Annotated in this window: 22 protein-coding genes and 1 rRNA gene; 15 read left to right on the top strand and 8 right to left on the bottom strand. The window is 39.2% G+C overall.

The features are described from left to right. Positions 1-159 precede the first annotated feature (159 nt). The 7 genes from rrf (at position 160) to mscL (ending at position 5,913) form a co-directional block, all read left to right on the top strand. Positions 160-275: ribosomal RNA gene (gene rrf, locus AC979_RS04935) — 5S ribosomal RNA — on the top strand. A gap of 122 nt (positions 276-397) precedes the next feature. Further along, positions 398-907, top strand: a complete 510-nt coding sequence (def, locus tag AC979_RS04930; RefSeq protein WP_049373110.1) for a peptide deformylase — start codon at positions 398-400, stop codon at positions 905-907. A gap of 58 nt (positions 908-965) precedes the next feature. Further along, positions 966-1,922: a methionyl-tRNA formyltransferase gene (gene fmt / locus AC979_RS04925; protein WP_049373108.1), complete on the top strand. Its 957-nt coding sequence runs from the start codon at positions 966-968 to the stop codon at positions 1,920-1,922. Continuing rightward, positions 1,922-3,259: a 16S rRNA (cytosine(967)-C(5))-methyltransferase RsmB gene (gene rsmB / locus AC979_RS04920; protein ID WP_049373106.1), complete on the top strand. Its 1,338-nt coding sequence runs from the start codon at positions 1,922-1,924 to the stop codon at positions 3,257-3,259. Before fmt ends, rsmB begins: the two co-directional genes overlap by 1 nt. Continuing rightward, on the top strand, positions 3,260-4,075 hold the full coding sequence (locus AC979_RS04915; RefSeq protein WP_049373105.1) for a glycosyltransferase family A protein: 816 nt from the start codon (positions 3,260-3,262) through the stop codon (positions 4,073-4,075). After that, a complete protein-coding gene (trkA, locus tag AC979_RS04910) occupies positions 4,072-5,448 on the top strand; it encodes a Trk system potassium transporter TrkA (RefSeq protein WP_049373103.1) in 1,377 nt (458 codons plus the stop codon). Before AC979_RS04915 ends, trkA begins: the two co-directional genes overlap by 4 nt. Before the next feature lie 78 nt (positions 5,449-5,526). Next, complete coding sequence (mscL, locus tag AC979_RS04905; protein ID WP_049364681.1) at positions 5,527-5,913, top strand: large-conductance mechanosensitive channel protein MscL; 387 nt, start codon at positions 5,527-5,529, stop codon at positions 5,911-5,913. A 58-nt stretch (positions 5,914-5,971) separates the two neighbouring features. On the opposite strand, the gene ispF is transcribed toward mscL, so the two are convergent. The 3 genes from ispF to ftsB are packed head-to-tail and all read right to left on the bottom strand — an operon-like array spanning position 5,972 to position 7,406. After that, complete coding sequence (gene ispF / locus AC979_RS04900; protein ID WP_049373101.1) at positions 5,972-6,448, bottom strand: 2-C-methyl-D-erythritol 2,4-cyclodiphosphate synthase; 477 nt, start codon at positions 6,446-6,448, stop codon at positions 5,972-5,974. Next, entirely contained in the window at positions 6,445-7,128 is a 684-nt protein-coding gene (gene ispD / locus AC979_RS04895) for a 2-C-methyl-D-erythritol 4-phosphate cytidylyltransferase (protein WP_049373100.1), read from the bottom strand. Before ispD ends, ispF begins: the two co-directional genes overlap by 4 nt. Next, positions 7,128-7,406, bottom strand: a complete 279-nt coding sequence (ftsB, locus tag AC979_RS04890; protein ID WP_014064556.1) for a cell division protein FtsB — start codon at positions 7,404-7,406, stop codon at positions 7,128-7,130. The genes ispD and ftsB overlap by 1 nt, the downstream gene beginning before the upstream one ends. A 250-nt stretch (positions 7,407-7,656) precedes the next feature. On the opposite strand from ftsB, the gene AC979_RS04885 reads away from it, so the two are divergent. Beyond that, positions 7,657-8,475: a 5'-nucleotidase, lipoprotein e(P4) family gene (locus tag AC979_RS04885; RefSeq protein WP_049368061.1), complete on the top strand. Its 819-nt coding sequence runs from the start codon at positions 7,657-7,659 to the stop codon at positions 8,473-8,475. Between the two features lie 67 nt (positions 8,476-8,542). On the opposite strand, the gene fabR is transcribed toward AC979_RS04885, so the two are convergent. Together fabR and oxyR are read right to left on the bottom strand one after the other, a co-directional pair. Then, positions 8,543-9,166 carry an HTH-type transcriptional repressor FabR gene (gene fabR / locus AC979_RS04880; RefSeq protein WP_014064558.1) on the bottom strand — a complete coding sequence of 208 codons (624 nt, stop codon included), beginning with the start codon at positions 9,164-9,166 and terminating at the stop codon, positions 8,543-8,545. Positions 9,167-9,191: 25 nt separating this feature from the next. Continuing rightward, complete coding sequence (gene oxyR, locus AC979_RS04875; RefSeq protein ID WP_049373098.1) at positions 9,192-10,097, bottom strand: DNA-binding transcriptional regulator OxyR; 906 nt, start codon at positions 10,095-10,097, stop codon at positions 9,192-9,194. Between the two features lie 131 nt (positions 10,098-10,228). Here oxyR and pgdx point away from each other — a divergent pair, with 131 nt between their 5' ends. Next, positions 10,229-10,954 carry a hybrid peroxiredoxin PGdx gene (gene pgdx / locus AC979_RS04870; RefSeq protein WP_049364685.1) on the top strand — a complete coding sequence of 242 codons (726 nt, stop codon included), beginning with the start codon at positions 10,229-10,231 and terminating at the stop codon, positions 10,952-10,954. 103 nt (positions 10,955-11,057) lie between these two features. Here pgdx and AC979_RS04865 read toward each other — a convergent pair whose 3' ends face one another. Beyond that, positions 11,058-11,375: a DUF5389 domain-containing protein gene (locus AC979_RS04865; RefSeq protein ID WP_049373097.1), complete on the bottom strand. Its 318-nt coding sequence runs from the start codon at positions 11,373-11,375 to the stop codon at positions 11,058-11,060. Positions 11,376-11,425: 50 nt separating this feature from the next. Between AC979_RS04865 and AC979_RS04860 the strand changes: the two genes are divergently transcribed. Together AC979_RS04860 and AC979_RS04855 are read left to right on the top strand one after the other, a co-directional pair. Continuing rightward, positions 11,426-12,052: a rhomboid family intramembrane serine protease gene (locus AC979_RS04860; protein ID WP_049373096.1), complete on the top strand. Its 627-nt coding sequence runs from the start codon at positions 11,426-11,428 to the stop codon at positions 12,050-12,052. A gap of 21 nt (positions 12,053-12,073) precedes the next feature. Then, positions 12,074-12,829 carry a DeoR/GlpR family transcriptional regulator gene (locus AC979_RS04855; protein ID WP_049373094.1) on the top strand — a complete coding sequence of 252 codons (756 nt, stop codon included), beginning with the start codon at positions 12,074-12,076 and terminating at the stop codon, positions 12,827-12,829. 425 nt (positions 12,830-13,254) lie between these two features. On the opposite strand, the gene trmL is transcribed toward AC979_RS04855, so the two are convergent. Continuing rightward, on the bottom strand, positions 13,255-13,731 hold the full coding sequence (gene trmL / locus AC979_RS04850) for a tRNA (uridine(34)/cytosine(34)/5-carboxymethylaminomethyluridine(34)-2'-O)-methyltransferase TrmL (RefSeq protein ID WP_005695079.1): 477 nt from the start codon (positions 13,729-13,731) through the stop codon (positions 13,255-13,257). Between the two features lie 9 nt (positions 13,732-13,740). After that, positions 13,741-14,325: a 16S rRNA (guanine(966)-N(2))-methyltransferase RsmD gene (gene rsmD / locus AC979_RS04845; RefSeq protein WP_049373092.1), complete on the bottom strand. Its 585-nt coding sequence runs from the start codon at positions 14,323-14,325 to the stop codon at positions 13,741-13,743. Between the two features lie 98 nt (positions 14,326-14,423). On the opposite strand from rsmD, the gene ftsY reads away from it, so the two are divergent. The 4 genes from ftsY to rpsJ all read left to right on the top strand — a co-directional run bounded on the left by ftsY (position 14,424) and on the right by rpsJ (position 18,126). Further along, the gene (gene ftsY, locus AC979_RS04840) at positions 14,424-15,881 is read left to right on the top strand and encodes a signal recognition particle-docking protein FtsY (protein ID WP_049373090.1); all 1,458 of its coding nucleotides are present in this window, start codon (positions 14,424-14,426) and stop codon (positions 15,879-15,881) included. 14 nt (positions 15,882-15,895) lie between these two features. Next, positions 15,896-16,552: a cell division ATP-binding protein FtsE gene (ftsE, locus tag AC979_RS04835; RefSeq protein ID WP_049364690.1), complete on the top strand. Its 657-nt coding sequence runs from the start codon at positions 15,896-15,898 to the stop codon at positions 16,550-16,552. 9 nt (positions 16,553-16,561) lie between these two features. Further along, positions 16,562-17,494, top strand: coding sequence for a permease-like cell division protein FtsX (gene ftsX / locus AC979_RS04830; RefSeq protein WP_005698904.1), 933 nt, complete (start codon positions 16,562-16,564; stop codon positions 17,492-17,494). A 320-nt stretch (positions 17,495-17,814) separates the two neighbouring features. Next, the gene (gene rpsJ, locus AC979_RS04825) at positions 17,815-18,126 is read left to right on the top strand and encodes a 30S ribosomal protein S10 (protein ID WP_001181005.1); all 312 of its coding nucleotides are present in this window, start codon (positions 17,815-17,817) and stop codon (positions 18,124-18,126) included. Positions 18,127-18,141: the final 15 nt, after the last annotated feature.

Raw genomic sequence — 18,141 nt, 5'->3', positions numbered from 1 at the left:
CCCGAGAGGCTTAACTATACAACGCTCAAGGGTTTTGGGTGTTGAGAAGACGAAACAAACTCAGAGAAGAAGAAAGTATTGAAGGTTATCAGCTTGTTTGGTTGTGAGCGCTAGAGATAGCGGAGCAGAAAGAGAGAGAAAAGTTATTAAAGGAATAATCCTGGCGGCGATAGAGCGGTGGTCCCACCTGACCCCATACCGAACTCAGAAGTGAAACGCCGATGCGCCGATGGTAGTGTGGGGCTTCCCCATGTGAGAGTAGGACACCGCCAGGTACTGAATGTGAACCCCGAGCTGAATGGCTTGGGGTTTTTGTTTATGGAGTTTTCAATATTTTAGCAAAGCGTTGATTATATGATACAATCACCGCTGTAATTTTTATAAAACAAGAGAAAATATGACCGCACTTAATGTATTAATTTATCCAGATGATCACCTAAAGATTGTTTGTGAGCCAGTTGCAGAAGTCAATGATGACATTCGTAAAATTGTAGATGATATGTTTGATACGATGTACCAAGAAGAAGGCATTGGTCTTGCTGCTCCACAGGTAGATATCTTGCAGCGTATTATTACGATTGATATTGAAGGCGACAAACAAAATCAATTAGTGTTGATCAATCCAGAAATTTTGGCTTCTGAAGGTGAAACAGGCATTGAAGAAGGTTGTTTATCTATTCCTGGATTCCGTGCTTTAGTGCCTCGTAAAGAAAAAGTCACGGTAAAAGCGTTAGATCGTCATGGAAAAGAATTTACGCTTGATGCAGATGGTTTATTAGCAATCTGTATTCAGCATGAGATCGATCATTTGAACGGTATTTTATTTGTGGATTATCTTTCATCGTTGAAACGTCAACGTATCAAAGAAAAATTAGTGAAATACAAAAAGCAAATTGCAAAACAATAATCAAAAGTGCGGTATAAATGACCGCACTTTTCCTATCAACGCCATAACGTAGAACATTATGAAACCATTGAATATCATCTTTGCCGGTACACCGGACTTCGCAGCACAGCATCTTGCTGCACTTTTAAATTCTCATCACAATATTATTGCTGTTTATACGCAGCCAGATAAACCGGCTGGCCGTGGTAAAAAATTGCAGGCGAGTCCTGTAAAACAATTAGCAGAACAGCATCAAATTCCTGTTTATCAACCAAAATCCTTGCGTAAAGAAGAAGCACAAGCAGAGCTTAAAGCGTTAAATGCTGATGTAATGGTTGTTGTCGCTTATGGTTTAATTTTACCTCAAGCAGTGTTAGATATGCCTCGTTTAGGTTGTTTAAATGTGCATGGCTCTCTCTTACCATGTTGGCGTGGCGCAGCACCTATTCAGCGATCTATTTGGGCGGGTGATCAACAAACAGGTGTGACAATTATGCAGATGGATGCAGGCTTAGATACTGGCGATATGTTACACAAAGTGTATTGCGATATTGATGCGCAAGAAACTTCTGCTTCGCTTTACCATAAATTAGCTGAAATTGCGCCAGCTGCATTGATTGATGTTTTGGATCATTTGGAAGAAGGGAAATTCATTGCAGAAAAACAAGATGATAGCCAAAGTAACTATGCAGAAAAACTTTCCAAAGAAGAGGCTAAATTAGATTGGTCGCTATCGGCAGTCCAGCTTGAACGCAATATTCGTGCGTTTAATCCTTGGCCGATTAGTTTCCTACAATTAACCGATGAGCAAGGTAATGAACAAACCTTAAAAGTTTATGCTGCTACCGTGTTGCCACATGTAGATAAACCAGCTGGGACGATTTTAAGTGTCGATAAAAAAGGTATCCAAATTGCCACGAAAGAAGGCGTTTTAAATTTATTGCAACTTCAGCCTGCAGGCAAGAAACCTATGTCTGTGCAAGACTTCCTCAATGGTCGAGCAGATTGGTTCCAGGTAGGTAAGGTTCTAAACTAATGGTATTTCAACGAAAAAAAACGGAAAAATCGACCGCACTTTCGGTACGCGCTATTGCTGCTCAAGTGATTTTACAGGTTTTAGATCAAGGTAAGTCCTTATCAACGTTGCTTCCTGAAGTGCAATCACAGGTAAAACCACAGGATTTTCCTTTATTACAGGAAATTACCTTTGGTATTTGTCGCGTATTGCCTCGTTTAGAAAATATTATAAAAAAACTATTAGATAAACCATTGAAGGGTAAAACCCGCATAGTGCACTGCCTACTATTGGTGGGATTGTACCAATTACTTTATATGCGAGTGCCCGCTCATGCGGCTGTGGATGAAGTGGTGAATGCCACAAAATCATTGAAATCGGATAGTTTCCGTGGTTTGGTTAATGGTGTACTGCGTCGCTTCTTACGGGAACAAGAAGATATTCTTGCTGTAGTAGATAAACATTGGCAAACGCTTCATCCTGAATGGTTTGTGAATAAACTCAAAAAAGCTTATCCGAATTGGCGTGAAATTATTGAGGCGAATAACCAAAAGCCACCAATGTGGTTACGGGTCAATCAACAGCAAAATAACACGAAAACTTACCGCACTTTGCTAGAAGAGCAAGAAATAGCAGCATTTGAATGTGACAATCCACATGCTTTACGTTTAGCTCAACCGCTTTCTGTCTCGAAATTACCAAATTTTGAACAAGGCGCAGTAACAGTCCAGGATCTCAATGCCCAATGGTCCGCTTTATTGCTTGAGTCACAAAATGATGAATTAATTTTAGATGCTTGCGCGGCGCCAGGTGGGAAAACTACACATATTTTAGAGATGGCGCCGAAAGCGAAGGTAATAGCGCTTGATGTGGAGGCTCATCGATTAAAACGTGTCGAAGAAAATCTTACCCGTTTGAATCAGCAGGCGACAGTTGTTTGTGGTGATGCGACAGAGCCAGAAAAGTGGCTCTCAGAAATAGGTTTAAGTGGTGCATCCTTTGATCGTATTTTATTAGATGCACCTTGCTCAGCAACGGGCGTGATTCGTCGTCATCCAGATATTAAATGGTTACGTCAAGAAACGGATATTGCTCAATTGGTTGCCTTGCAAGGACAAATTCTAAAAGCGCTTTGGGCAAAATTGAAACCTAATGGCATTTTGCTTTACGCGACCTGCTCAGTGCTTCCCGATGAGAATAGTCAGCAAATACAGCATTTTTTAGCTGAAACACCCGATGCAGAATTAATGCCATTGCCGCTTGAACAAACGGAAAATACGATTGGAATCCAATTCTTACCACAAGAGAATGGCGGGGATGGGTTCTATTATGCAAAATTGAGAAAACGGTCAGCTTAAATGAATTTGCCTTTAATTGATGTCGTCATTCCTTGCTATAACGCGGAAAAAACGCTTGTTCGTGCAGTAGAGTCTGTGTTGCAGCAAAATAATCTTGGTAACCTTTGGCTGATTGATGATGCATCGACAGATAATACATTTGAATTAGCCTTACAGCTTGCAGAACAATATCCAGACAGAATCTCTGTCGAGCAAATGCCGAAAAATAGTGGTGTAGCTATGACTCGAAATTGGGGTGCGATGCTCTCTGCTAAGAGTGCGGTCGATTTTGTCGCATTTTTAGATGCGGATGATGCATACGAACCTGGAGCACTAGAAGTGGTAGCGGCAACCTTTCATTTTCAGCCAGATACTTCGGTAGTAAGATTAGCATTAAAACCAATAAATTTAGCCCAACGTTATGCGGAACACCCTAATTTTGATCAGGCGTGGCAATATATGCGCATGACCTGCGGGGGAAACATCGTTTTTAATAAGGCTTTTTTCTTAGCTTGCGGCGGATTTCCAACACATCAATTATTTCGAGAGCTCGGCGGTGAAGATGGCGCTTTAGGCATTGCAACCACTAAAACAGCTAAAGTGGCAACATTATTTGAAGATGTAGGCGTGTTGCATTTTTGTCGAGAAGGTATGCATGCTGAACGTTTACTCGATGGCCTGTTATTTGGTAAACAAGATCCAGCGATTACCGCAGAAAAAATGGCAGAAGCTGAACAAGTCACATCGACGATTTGTCGCCGTATTGAGGCATTAAAGTGCGGTCTAAATTCAGCTGAAATTGGCATCCAACCTTTGGTTGTGGAGAGAACAGAATGAAAATAATCATCTTAGGTGCAGGGCAAGTAGGCACAACACTTGCGGCAAATTTAGTGAGTGAAGATAACGACATCACACTGGTAGATAATGAATCTCAACATTTGCAGAATTTGCAAGATAAGCATGATTTACGTGTGGTTAAAGGTTCGCCTTCTTCACCCAAGATTTTACGAGATGCTGGGGCAGCAGATGCAGACTTGATGGTTGCGGTAACCGCATCTGATGAAACTAATATGATTGCTTGCCAGTTGGGATATACCCTTTTCAACACCCCAACACGTATTGCGCGTATTCGTAATGCGGAATATTTGCGTGAGAAAGATAAATTATTTAATGATGAAAACGTACCAATTGATCATCTGATTTCACCAGAAAATTTAGTTACGGATGAGATTACACGTTTAATTGCTTATCCAGGTGCCTTACAAGTGGCGCATTTTGCCAATAATCGAATTAGCATTGTGGTTGTAAAAGCTTATTACGGTGGTCCTTTAGTAGGTTATGCGTTATCCGCTTTTAAAGAGCATATGCCACACATTGATTGCCGTATCATTTCGATTTTACGTAATGATAGATTAATTCGTCCGCAAGGCTCGACCATTATTGAGGCGGGAGATGAAATCACCTTCATTTGTGCGACAGAGCATATTAAAGCGGTGATGAGTGAGTTGCAACGCCTTGAGAAAACCTACAAACGTATCATGATCGTTGGTAGCGGGAATATTGCCTCAGGTGTGGCAAAACAGTTAGAAGATAAGTATCAAGTAAAACTCATTGAGCGCGATGGAGAAAAAGCGAAAGTTTTAGCTGAAAGGCTCTCTAAAACCCTGGTTTTCCATGGTGATGCTTCTGACCAAAATTTACTTTTTGAAGAGCATATTGAGAGCGTTGATGTTTTTTTATCTCTAAGTGCGGATGATGAAGCCAATATTATGTCGGCGTTACTGGCAAAACGCCTAGGGGCTAAAAAAGCCATGGTGCTTATTCAACGCATGGCGTATATCAATTTGATTCAAGGCGGAACCATTGATATTGCGGTTTCACCACAACAAGCAACAATCTCAGCTTTATTAGGACATGTGCGTAAAGGGGATATCAAAAATGTGGCCTCTTTGCGTCATGGTACCGCGGAAGCCATTGAACTTGTGGTACATGGCGATGCGACAACATCCAATGTGGTTGGAAGACAAATTGGCGATATTAAGCTGCCAGTTGGAGCGATGATTGCGGCAATTTTACGTAAAAATGAAGTAATCATTGCTCGTCGTCAGGTTGTTATTGAAGAAGGCGATAATGTGATTGTTTATATTAATGACAAGAAATCTGTGTCAGAAATTGAAAAATTATTCCAACCAAGTGCATTTTTTATTTAAATAACAGTTTACTTTTTAATCTGAAAACCTATAATACGCACTCTTTTAATTTTTTAAACCAACACAAAAGGAAATTTTATGAGCTTTCTTAAAGAATTCCGCGAATTCGCAATGCGCGGCAACGTAGTAGATATGGCAGTCGGTGTGATCATCGGTGGTGCTTTTGGTAAAATCGTAAGTTCACTTGTCGGTGACGTAGTAATGCCTGTATTAGGTATTTTAACAGGTGGCGTGGATTTCAAAGATTTGAAAATCACGTTAGCTCAAGCTGTAGGTGAAACCCCAGCAGTAACCTTAAACTACGGTGTATTTATTCAAAACGTCTTTGATTTCATCATCATTGCATTTGCAATCTTCATGATGATCAAAGGTATCAACAAAGTGAAAAAACCAGTAGAAGAAGTAAAAGGTCCTTCACAAGAAGAATTACTTACTGAAATTCGCGATTTATTAAAAAAACAATAAGAATTTAATTCAAATAAAAAAGGTTGGTATTTTACCAACCTTTTCTTTTACCTAAAATTTAAGCTTTTAATAATAATGCGACAGCCTCGCAAGCAATGCCTTCACTTCGGCCTGTAAAGCCAAGTTTTTCTGTTGTGGTTGCTTTCACGTTGACTTGTTCAATATCACAATGTAAATTTTCTGCAATCTTCGCTCGCATTGCATCGATATGAGGACGCATTTTAGGGGCTTGTGCAATAATGGTTACATCCACATTACCTACTTTATAGCCTTTTTCTTGTACTTGGCGGAATGCTTCTCGTAATAAAACACGGCTATCTGCATTTTTATATTGCATATCGGTATCAGGGAAGAGTTTACCAATATCCCCTAATGCTGCTGCACCTAATAAAGCATCTGTTAAGGCATGTAAGGCGACATCACCATCAGAATGGGCAATAAACCCAGTGTGGTAAGGCACTTCAACGCCACCAATAATTAAAGGGCGGTCTTCACCAAAGGCATGAACATCAAACCCATGTCCAATTCGTATCATAGTGTTTTCCTTGTTAAATAAAATTCGGCTAAAGCTAAATCTTCTGGACGTGTCACTTTAATATTATCACTTCGTCCTGCGACTAAGTGCGGTTGAAATCCAGCAAGTTCCATTGCAGAGGCTTCATCTGTAATATTGGCGCCTTGAGAAAGCCCCTGTTTAAGTGCATTTCTTAATAGATCGCAACGGAAAAATTGAGGCGTCTGAGCAAGCCAAAGTTCTGAGCGATCTTCTGTTTTAATAATATCTTGTTGTTCATTTGCGCGTTTAATTGTATCCACCGCAGGAATGGCCAAAATAGCACCTTGTTCATCATCGATTTGGAGCAATTTATCTAAATCTTGATGTGTTAAACAAGGTCTAGCCGCATCATGCACCAATACCCAAGCTTGGTCATTTTTGATTGCGCTGAGTCCATTTAGAACTGATTCAGCGCGTGTTTCTCCCCCTTCAACGAGGGTGATGTTTTGATGTGGGAATAAAGTTATTTCAAAAAGATAGGGGTCATTTTTTCCTACTGCAAGAATAACATGATTAATTGCAGGGTGGGATAGAATGACTGAGAGCGTATGTTCCAGAATCGTCTTGTCTCGGATTTTCAGATATTGTTTAGGCTTATTTGCTTGCATACGGCTTCCAACGCCTGCAGCAGGAATGACGGCGATAATTTCACGGCTCATTATTTATGCTCTTTGACGATGTGATAGAACACTTCGTTTGGTTTGACCATATCATGACTCATGCGCGCACGCTCTTCAATAGATTCAAAGCCTTTTGTTAATCCTTGAATTTCGGCGGAAATCATTTGATTTCTTTGTGAGAGCTTTTCATTTTCAGCTTTATTCTCTTTGATTTGAGCTTCGACATCTTTGTAGTCAAAATAGCCGTTTTTACCAAACCAAAGATCGTACTGAAATAGCACGAGAATACCCACTAAAATTCCAATGAAAAGACGCATAAATTACCTATTATTTCTGAAAACTAGGGATAGTTTACCGTGAAATACAGCGAAATGCGATGAAAAAGTGCGGTTAAAAAATAAGATGATTTTGAAATGATCTCATTGGGTTTGTTAGATAGCTTTAAAATGAAAAATGTGATCTAACTCACAAATTAGTTATAAAGTTTGATAAACCCATAGTCACTGCCCAAATAGGCTTGTTATACTTTTGTCTGTCATTATGACTTTTTAACAGAAGGAACAATCAATGAAAACAACATTAAAACTTACCGCTATTGCAGCGATGTCAGCATTTATTTTAACCGGTTGCGCGACTCAAAATAAAAGTGCAGAAGCGGATGCTCAGCTTCAACAACAAGCGGTATTAGGTCTAAACTGGATTCAACAATCAGGTGAATACCAAGCCCTTTCTTACCAAGCATACAATGCGGCAAAAGTGGCATTTGATCACGCTAAAGTGAAAAAAGGTAAGAAAAAAGCCGTTGTGGTGGATTTAGATGAAACCATGTTAGATAACAGCCCTTATGCAGGTTGGCAAGTTCAAAACAACAAACCATTTGATGGCAAAGACTGGACTCGTTGGGTAGAAGCTCGTCAATCAGGTGTTGTACCAGGTGCAGTAGAATTCAATAACTATGTAAATACCCACGGCGGTAAAATGTTCTACGTTTCTAATCGTAAAGAAAGCAATGAAAAAGCAGGTACGATTGATGACATGAAACGTTTAGGTTTTAATGGTGTTGAAGACTCAGCATTTTACTTGAAAAAAGATAAATCACCAAAAGCAGCACGTTTTGAAGAAATTGAAAAACAAGGCTATGAAATCGTCGTTTATGTGGGTGATAACCTCGATGACTTCGGTGATGCGATCTACGGTAAACAAAATGCAGAACGTCGTGATTTCGTTGCACAAAACAAAGCGAAATTTGGTAAAACATTCATCGTTTTACCTAACCCGAACTACGGCGGTTTTGAAGGTGGTTTAGCGAAAGATTACTTCAAAGGTGATTCAAGCAGCAAAGTGAAAGCGCGTTTAGATGCAATTAAAGCTTGGGATGGTAAATAATTCCCTTCTTGAGATAAAGCAACACCCGCAGAGATGCGGGTGTTTTGTTTTAGTCGAAAAGTGCGGTCTATTTTCGCATCATTTTTTCTTTATGCGCTGCGAAGTCACCACCTTTAGCAAGCATGCGAAGCTGTAAGATAACGCGTTCTTTTAACAAATCTTGTTCAGCTTTGGTCATATCTAAGGCATTAGAACCAGCCGTGAATACGATGGTTACCATGCCTTCTGCTTGTACATAAGAGACATATTGAGAGTAGTGATTTTTCTTCGCAATGTATTCAGCTAATTCATCGACAAAGTGTTTGATTTCACGGGCCGCTGCAGTACGGAACGCTTGAGAGGTTCCCGAACTTTCACGTAAAAGCAAACGGAACACATTGGTGCTGTGAGTGATAAATTCAAAAAAGGTTTCAACAGAAACACGGATGACACTGCCGCCGGCATCAATGCGTTTACGCGCTTGGCGCATTAATTGGCGAAGCGTTAAGCCAGCCTCATCAACCATTTCTAATCCGAGCTCATCCATATCGCTAAAGTGGCGATAGAAAGAAGTTGGTGCAATACCCGCCTCTCGTGCAACTTCACGTAAACTTAAATTAGAAAAGCTCTTTTCTGCACTCAACTGATTGAACGCTGCGTCAATTAAGGCTCGACGGGTTTTTTCTTTTTGAATTGCTCGAACGCCTGCCATTTGGTTTTCCTCAGTCTATGATGAATTATTTTTTATTCGCTAAAATTGATTTAACTTGTTCACTGATCGCATTTGCAACGCGTTCATAACGATTACGTAATGGCGATCCTGGGCGATAAACAAGCGCAATAGTACGAGCGGGTTCTGGTGAATGGCAAGGAATATATTTTACGCCTTTACGTGTACCTTCATTTAATACAGCAAGTTCTGGCATAAAGGTAATACCTGCATTAGCTGCCACCATATTGCGTAAGGTTTCTAGGCTCGTCGCTTGGAAGTGAGAGTCTTCTTTAGCACCTGCTGTAAAACAATAATCCAGTGCTTGATTACGTAAGCAGTGTCCATCATCTAGCATGAGCATTTCTTGCCCTTTTAAGGTATTCATGGCAATTTTGCTTTCTGACGCCCATGGATGCTGTTCTGAAACTGCCAGTAACATTTTTTCATCAAAAATGGGTACTTCGATAAAGGCTTCAGTTTCAGGTACACGAGCCACAATTGCACAATCTAGGCGACCCGTTTCTAATTGTTCTAATAATTGATGCGTTTGAGCTTCGTAAAGAAATACTTCAAGATCAGGGAAAGTTTCTTTTAATGTTGGTACAATGTAAGGAAGTAGATAAGGACCAACAGTTGGGATGAGTCCGATGTGTAATGGACCGGTCATTTCTTTACCTTGATTGCTAGCCATCTCTTTAAGTAATTTTACTTCACGTAATACAGTGCGAGCTTGCTCAACAAGCAACATACCTGATTGCGTGAAGAGCACTTTACGGCTAGTACGTTCAAGTAAAATAATGCCTAACTCATCTTCGAGTTTGCGGATTTGGCCACTTAAAGTGGGTTGGCTAACATTGCAAGAATCCGCCGCTCGACGGAAATGTTTAAACTCGGAAAGGGCTACTAAGTATTCTAAATCACGAATATTCATAGGGTTCTCACTTTATAGAATATGTCAATTAAAAGGATAGAATTAATTGATTGTAACTATATCACAAAACTTTCTATAATGCCTATCAAGTTTTTAAGGCAAATTCATTTAACTAACAGAGGAGACACATTATGTCTAATATGGAAGGAAAAAAAGTCCCACAAGTTACATTTCGTACTCGTCAAGGTGATCAATGGGTTGATGTGACTACATCTGAATTATTTGATAACAAAACAGTTGTTGTATTCTCATTACCAGGTGCTTTCACGCCAACTTGTTCATCTTCTCACTTACCACGTTATAACGAGCTTGCACCCGTTTTCAAACAACATGGTGTAGATGATATTTTAGTAGTATCAGTAAATGATACGTTTGTGATGAATGCGTGGAAAGAAGCAGAAGAAGCACATAACGTAAAATTCATTCCAGATGGTAACGGTACTTTCACTGAAGGTATGGGCATGTTAGTTGGAAAAGATGATTTAGGTTTTGGTAAACGTTCTTGGCGTTATTCTATGCTCGTGAAAAATGGCGTAGTGGAAAAAATGTTTATTGAACCAAATGAACCAGGCGATCCATTTAAAGTATCAGATGCAGATACCATGTTGAAATACATTGCACCAAATTACCAAGTGCAAGAATCAATCTCAATCTTCACTAAACCTGGTTGCCCATATTGTGCGAAAGCAAAACAACTTTTACGCGATAAAGGTTTAAGCTTTGAAGAAATCGTATTAGGTCACGATGCAACAATCGTGAGTGTACGTGCAGTTTCTGGTCGTTCAACTGTGCCACAAGTATTCATTGGTGGTAAACACATCGGCGGTAGCGACGATTTAGAAAAATACTTTGCATAATTGATTGCAGGTAGGAATTTTTTATATTTTTGATTATTAGGAACATAAATTAAAAGGGAGCGAAAGCTCCCTTTTTGTTGTTTGTGATTTTGTTTTTATATTCTTAAGCATTAAAGCCAATGTAGCAAACCGAAACTAAAACAATGTAAAAAATGACCGCACTTAGTAGCAATAATTTTACGGCAAGTTTAGGTTTGTGCTGATGTAATTTATAAAGTAAACGCGCAATCAAAACCAAAACAAAGGGATACACCCAAAAGATAATCGAGAAAAGATCGATCTGAAAGTCGCTTAATGTTGGGTTTTTCGCAAAAGCAGTGGAAAGTAGAGAAGCCATAGGCCACAGTAAAATGGGTAAACAAAATGCCGCGATTCCCCAAGCGAAGCCGCTAAATTCTGTCGGCATAGTTTGTTTTTTCATAATGAACCTTATATGATGAACAAAAATTAAATGAAAAAGGAATATAGCAAATGCAGCCTTTATTTGGTAGCGAAACAGATGGTATTCAAGAGAGAAAATTGGTGAAACGTCTATTAAGAAAGAAAAAAATTACGTTTATTTTGACCGCACTTTGCGCGGTGATTTATCTCTTGCAGAATATCGGATTTGAAGAGCCAATTATGGATTTATTCCATTATCCGGCTTATTCTTGGGAAGATCAGGAAATATGGCGCTATTTCACTCATGCTATTGTTCATTTGTCGGTACCGCATATTTTATTTAACCTTTCGTGGTTTTGGTTATTCGGTGGCGCGATTGAACGCCGATTTGGTTCTCTCCATTTTTTATTATTCGTTTTAGTCTCAGCTGCAGTGAGTGGCGCTGTACAGAATTATTTTACCGGTCCCGCCTTTTTCGGGCTATCTGGTGTGGTTTATGCCGTGTTAGGTTATGTGTTGGTGGTGGACAAATTGCACCCGCATAGTTTTGACTTACCAGAAGGCTTTTTTACAATGTTACTGGTAGGGCTTGTATTTGGCTTTATTAGTCCGCTTTTTGGTATTAATATAGGAAACGCTGCTCACATTTCAGGCTTTATCTTAGGATTGGTTTGGGGATTTCTGCAGAGTAAAATTAAGGCTAAATTGTTTAGCTAATTCAAATTTATAGGCATTTATATGAAGCAATCATTACGCCATCAGAAAATAATTGAGCTTGTGAAGCTAAAAGGGTATGCCAGTACAGAAGAGCTGGTTATCGAACTGGAAGTCAGCCCACAGACCATTAGACGAGATCTGAATATCCTTGCAGAACAAGATTTAATTCGTCGTCATCATGGTGGTGCCGCTCCTTCTTCTACCGCAGAAAACTCTGATTACATTGAACGTAAACAATTTTTCCCTTCTCAAAAAAGTGCCATTGCTCGTGAAGTGGCAAAACGTATTCCAAACGGTGCATCCTTATTTATTGATATTGGTACCACGCCTGAAGCGGTAGCTAGCGCCTTGTTAAACCATGAACGGTTACGCATTGTGACAAATAATATCAATGCAGCTCATCTATTACGCCAAAATGAAACCTTTGATATTACGATGGCAGGTGGTTCCTTACGTAAGGATGGGGGCATTATTGGTGAGGCAACGGTTAATTTTATTTCTCAGTTTCGTTTAGATTTCGGGATTCTGGGTATTAGTGCAATTGACCTTGACGGTTCATTATTGGACTATGATTATCATGAAGTCCAAGTGAAACGTGCCATTATAGAAAGCTCACGTCAAACGTTATTAGCGACTGATCATTCAAAATTTTCTCGACAAGCCATTGTGCGATTAGGGGAGCTCAAAGACGTGGATTATCTTTTCACGGATGATGTGCCAAAACAAATTGCGGATTATTTAGAAAATAGCAACACAAAGTTAGTGATTTGCAAATAATAGAAATAGGAAGTGCGGCCAAAATTGACCGCACTTTTTTGGTAAGCATCCATGCCTAGCCACTGCTGTTTCGACCAATTCAAAATTAACTTCATTCACCCAACCTCCTTATTGATGTGAGATGAAACTAATTTTGCTGCAATAGTTGTTAAATTTTAGGGATACAAACGGAGGGCAAATCATTCGACTGCCAATTCTTTATTTAGGACAACGGGGAAGGTTTGCTTGAAGAGTCAAGAAAGACTAGAGCTTGATAGATCAAGTGGGTACATCGAGATCCCTCTCTAAATGTAATTTATTTATACTGCTGTTTTGGTAAAAAGGGAATCTTAAAATTATAAATATGTGATCAAGATCACAAATTAAATGCAAAAAGAAAGCTGCTTATTTTTGTGTATAAAATAAGCAGCTATTTTACTGGTTTTTTATCGATTTAAATTCACCGCGCCTTCGTAACCAAGTTGTCGCCAAGCCTCATAAACTGCAACAGCTACCGAGTTAGATAAGTTCATACTGCGGCTATTTGCGGTCATTGGGATACGGATTTTTTGTTCCATTGGCATTTTATCCAAAATAGACATTGGAATACCACGTGTTTCAGGGCCAAACATTAAATAATCCCCTAATTCAAATTGCACTTCGCTATGCGCAGGGCCGCCTTTAGTAGTGAGTGCAAAAAGACGTTTCGGTTTTTCGCTTTCTAAAAAGGCTTCAAAGGTTTTATGTTTTTTGATTTCAGCAAATTCATGATAATCCAAGCCGGAACGACGTAATTTTTTATCATCCCAGGTAAAGCCAAGTGGCTCGATTAAATGAAGTCGAAAGCCAGTGTTGGCACAAAGACGAATAATATTTCCCGTATTTTGTGGAATTTCAGGTTCGTATAACACAATGTCTAACATAATGATTTCCTAATCTTTTTGATACAGGCGGTAACTCACCATACCTGTGGTTTTTTCTTTTAGTAATTGCCAATTTTCAGGCACGCTTAGCGGTTTGTCTTTTTCTGTTTCCACATAAATCAATGCATGAGGTAAGAGCCAATTCTTTTCCTCTAATAGGGTAATTGCTTGTTCAGCTAAACCAAAATGAAAAGGTGGATCCAAAAATACCACATCAAAGTGCGGTTGATTTTGTGCTTGTTTTAAAAATTCTAAACTATTTTGATTGATCACTTGGGCTTGTTCAGCTGTCGTTTTCAGCGTTTGCAAATTTTTTTTTAATTGATTCGCTACGGTTTTATCCAACTCTAAAAACGTTACCTGTTTCGCTTGTCGAGAAAGAGCCTCAAAGCCAAGTGAGCCACTACCCGCAAAGCAATCAAGACAATGGCTATCCACAATGTAAGGCATTAACCAGTTGAATAAGGTTTCTTTCACGCGATCACCTGTAGGGCGCAAGCCTTCCGCATTTAAAACCGGTAATTTTCGTCCACGCCAAAGACCCGCGATGATTCGAACTTCGCCTTTGGCATTTTGAACTTGCATTTTTTTCATAAAGAAACAGATTTTTAGTGAAAATTGTGCTTAGTTTAGACGATTTTTTGCTAGAATAGGCAGTATTTTTTAAAGATTTGTGTTTAAGAGAAGAATTTATGTCAGAAGAAAAGAAAAAAGGCGGGTTTTGGGCCTCTCTTTTTGGTCGCAATAAAAAGCAAGAAGAACAAAAAATTGAGCCAACTATTGAAGAGTCATCTGTTGAATCTGCCGATGTTTCGCCTACGGAAGAGATTGTTCACAATAGCGAGAACGTTCAATTAGAACAAGTTGAACAGGAAGAATTACAGGAGTTAGCGGAACAGCTGCAAGAGGATAAAGCTGAGAATACCATTGTTGAGCATATTGAACCTGTTGTAGAAGAAGTGATTTCACCTGAAAGTGCGGTCAATATTGAGCCAGTTTTAGATACACCGGTGATTGAGGCAACGGCTGAAGAGACAGAAAAAACAGAAGAAATTTCTACCGCACTTTCTGCGGAAGAACCAACAGAAAGCATTATTGAGCAAGATAATGTCGTTGAAGATCTTCCTGTAGTTGATGCTGAGATTGAGCCTGAAATTGTTGAAGATGTTAAAGATGAATTCCGTTCAGATATTAATACCGAAACGCAAGAAAAACCAAGTGAAGGTGGCTTTTTTAGTCGTTTAGTCAAAGGCTTACTCAAAACTAAACAAAATATTGGTGCAGGTTTCCGAGCGTTCTTTTTAGGTAAAAAGATTGACGATGATTTATTTGAAGAGTTGGAAGAGCAGCTTTTAATTGCGGATATTGGTGTACCAACAACCAATAAAATCATTAAGAATTTAACGGAGCACGCAAGCCGTAAACAGTTACAAGATGCGGAATTGCTTTACCAACAACTTAAAGTTGAAATGGTAGAAATTCTAAAACCAGTTGCAAAACCATTGGTCATTGATACGACTAAAAAGCCTTATGTTATTTTGATGGTTGGCGTAAACGGTGTAGGTAAAACAACCACAATTGGTAAATTGGCTCGTAAATTCCAAAATGAAGGTAAATCAGTCATGTTAGCCGCAGGGGATACTTTCCGTGCCGCAGCAGTAGAACAACTTCAAGTATGGGGTGAACGTAACAATATCCCGGTTGTGGCACAAAGTACAGGTTCAGATTCTGCGTCGGTGATTTTTGATGCGATGCAATCTGCCGCAGCACGTAATATTGATATTTTAATTGCGGATACGGCCGGTCGTTTACAAAATAAAAATAATCTCATGGATGAATTGAAGAAAATCGTTCGTGTCATGAGAAAATACGATGAAACCGCACCGCACGAAATTATGCTTACCTTAGATGCGGGTACAGGGCAGAATGCAATTAGCCAAGCCAAACTCTTTAATGAGGCGGTTGGGTTAACAGGTATTACATTAACCAAATTAGACGGAACAGCAAAAGGTGGGGTAATTTTCGCCATTGCAGATCAGTTTAATTTACCAATTCGTTATATTGGTGTGGGTGAAAAAATTGAAGATTTACGCGAATTTAATGCAGAAGAATTTATTGAAGCATTGTTTGTTCACGAAAATGAAGAATAAAAAGGAATAATAAAGTGATTCGATTTTCAAATGTCTCTAAAGCTTATCACGGTGCGACTCAGCCGGCCTTGCAAGGCTTGAATTTTCATCTTCCTGTTGGAAGTATGACTTATCTTGTTGGGCATTCTGGCGCGGGTAAAAGTACCTTGCTTAAATTAATCATGGGAATGGAAAAGGCGAATGCCGGTAATATTTGGTTTAATGGTCATGATATTACGCGTTTGTCTAAATATGAAATCCCATTTTTACGCCGCCAAATCGGTATGGTTCACCAAGATTACCGTCTATTAACGGATCGTAGCGTAGCAGAAAATGTGGCGTTGCCATTGATTATTGCTGGCATGAACCCGAAAGAAGCACATACACGCGCATTGGTTGCATTAGATCGTGTGGGCTTACGTAGTAAAGCGAATTATATGCCGCCACAAATTTCAGGTGGGGAGCAACAACGCGTGGATATCGCGCGTGCCATTGTGCATAAACCGCAACTTTTATTAGCGGATGAGCCCACAGGTAACCTTGATGATGAACTTTCCTTAGGGATTTTTAATCTTTTTGAAGAGTTTAATCGTTTAGGCATGACGGTGTTAATTGCGACACACGATATCAATTTAATTCAACAAAAACCAAAACCATGTCTTGTGCTTGAACAAGGCTACTTACGCTATTAAGGATAAAAAATGACAAGACGTATTGATGCTTCTTTTGGCGTGCAAACTGCTTATACTTTGCGTTCTGTGTTGAACGATTTAGTAAAACGTAAATTTGGTACATTACTAACAATTCTTGTGATTGCCGTGTCTCTTACGATTCCAACGGTGAGCTATTTGTTATGGAAAAATTTACACTTAGCGACAACTCAATTTTATCCGGAAAGCGAGCTCACAATCTATTTACATAAAAATTTAAGTGAAGAAGATGCTAACTTGGTGGTGGAAAAAATTCGTCAGCAAGAAGGTGTTGAATCGTTAAATTATGTTTCTCGTCAAGACAGTTTGAAAGAATTTAAAAGTTGGTCTGGTTTTGGTGAAGAGTTAGAAATTTTAGATGACAACCCATTACCGGCTGTGGTGATGGTGAAACCCTCTAAAGCGTTTAATGAATCAGAAAAACGAGCTGAGTTACGTGCAAATTTAAATAAAATTAAAGGCGTGCAAGAAGTTCGACTAGATAATGATTGGATGGAAAAATTGACCGCACTTTCGTGGCTTTTCGCACACGTGGCAATTTTCTGTACAGTGTTAATGACAATAGCCGTATTCCTTGTTATCGGAAATAGCATTCGTTCCGATGTTTATAGCAGTCGTGCAAGTATTGATGTGATGAAGCTATTAGGTGCAACGGATCAATTTATTCTTCGTCCTTATCTTTACACTGGTATGATTTATGCAGTGCTAGGTGGATTTGTTGCAGCTGTATTTAGTAGTCTTATTGTGGGTTACTTTACTTCTGCAGTGAAATATGTGACGGATATCTTTGCGGTCACCTTTGAGCTCAATGGATTAGGTGTGGGCGAGCTGATCTTCTTATTAGTAAGTTGCTTGATTATGGGTTATGTTGGTGCATGGATTGCCGCAACAAGACATATTGCAATGTTAGATAATAAGCTGTAGATTTCATTTTATAAAAGTGCGGTCATTTTTTCAGGTGAAAAATACTCGAGAAAATGACCGCACTTTTTTATTTGTGGAAATTAATTGAACAAAAAGCTTGCATAATTAGGTGTTTTTGTGTAATATCCACGGGCTTTCAGATATTGAAAGCCGTTTAATGTAATCATTTATTAAACGAGTATTACGATATGTAATACTAACAATGTTTCCGATTTGGAGACTATATAACAGGTAACTTACACCTCCTTTTCTATTTTGAAGTTAGAATTGTGATTGGTGTTAGTTTTTTATTAGCTAAATTTTATTGGAGCTCTGGTCTAATGCAGAACCAAAGAATCCGTATCCGCTTAAAAGCTTTCGATCACCGTTTGATCGATCAATCTACTGCGGAGATCGTAGAAACAGCTAAACGTACTGGTGCACAAGTTCGTGGTCCAATCCCTTTACCAACTCGTAAAGAGCGTTTCACCGTGTTGATTTCTCCACACGTGAACAAAGACGCGCGTGACCAATACGAAATTCGTACACACAAACGTTTAGTAGATATCGTAGAGCCAACAGAAAAAACTGTTGATGCATTAATGCGTTTAGATTTGGCTGCCGGCGTGGACGTGCAGATCAGCCTAGGTTAATTAAGAGGTTATTAC

It is taken from the genome of Parahaemophilus parainfluenzae (assembly GCF_001053575.1).
Taxonomy (GTDB): Bacteria; Pseudomonadota; Gammaproteobacteria; order Enterobacterales; family Pasteurellaceae; genus Haemophilus_D; species Haemophilus_D parainfluenzae_S.
Note: the sequence above shows the minus strand (reverse complement) of the source record. Positions and strands in the feature narration are given on the sequence as shown.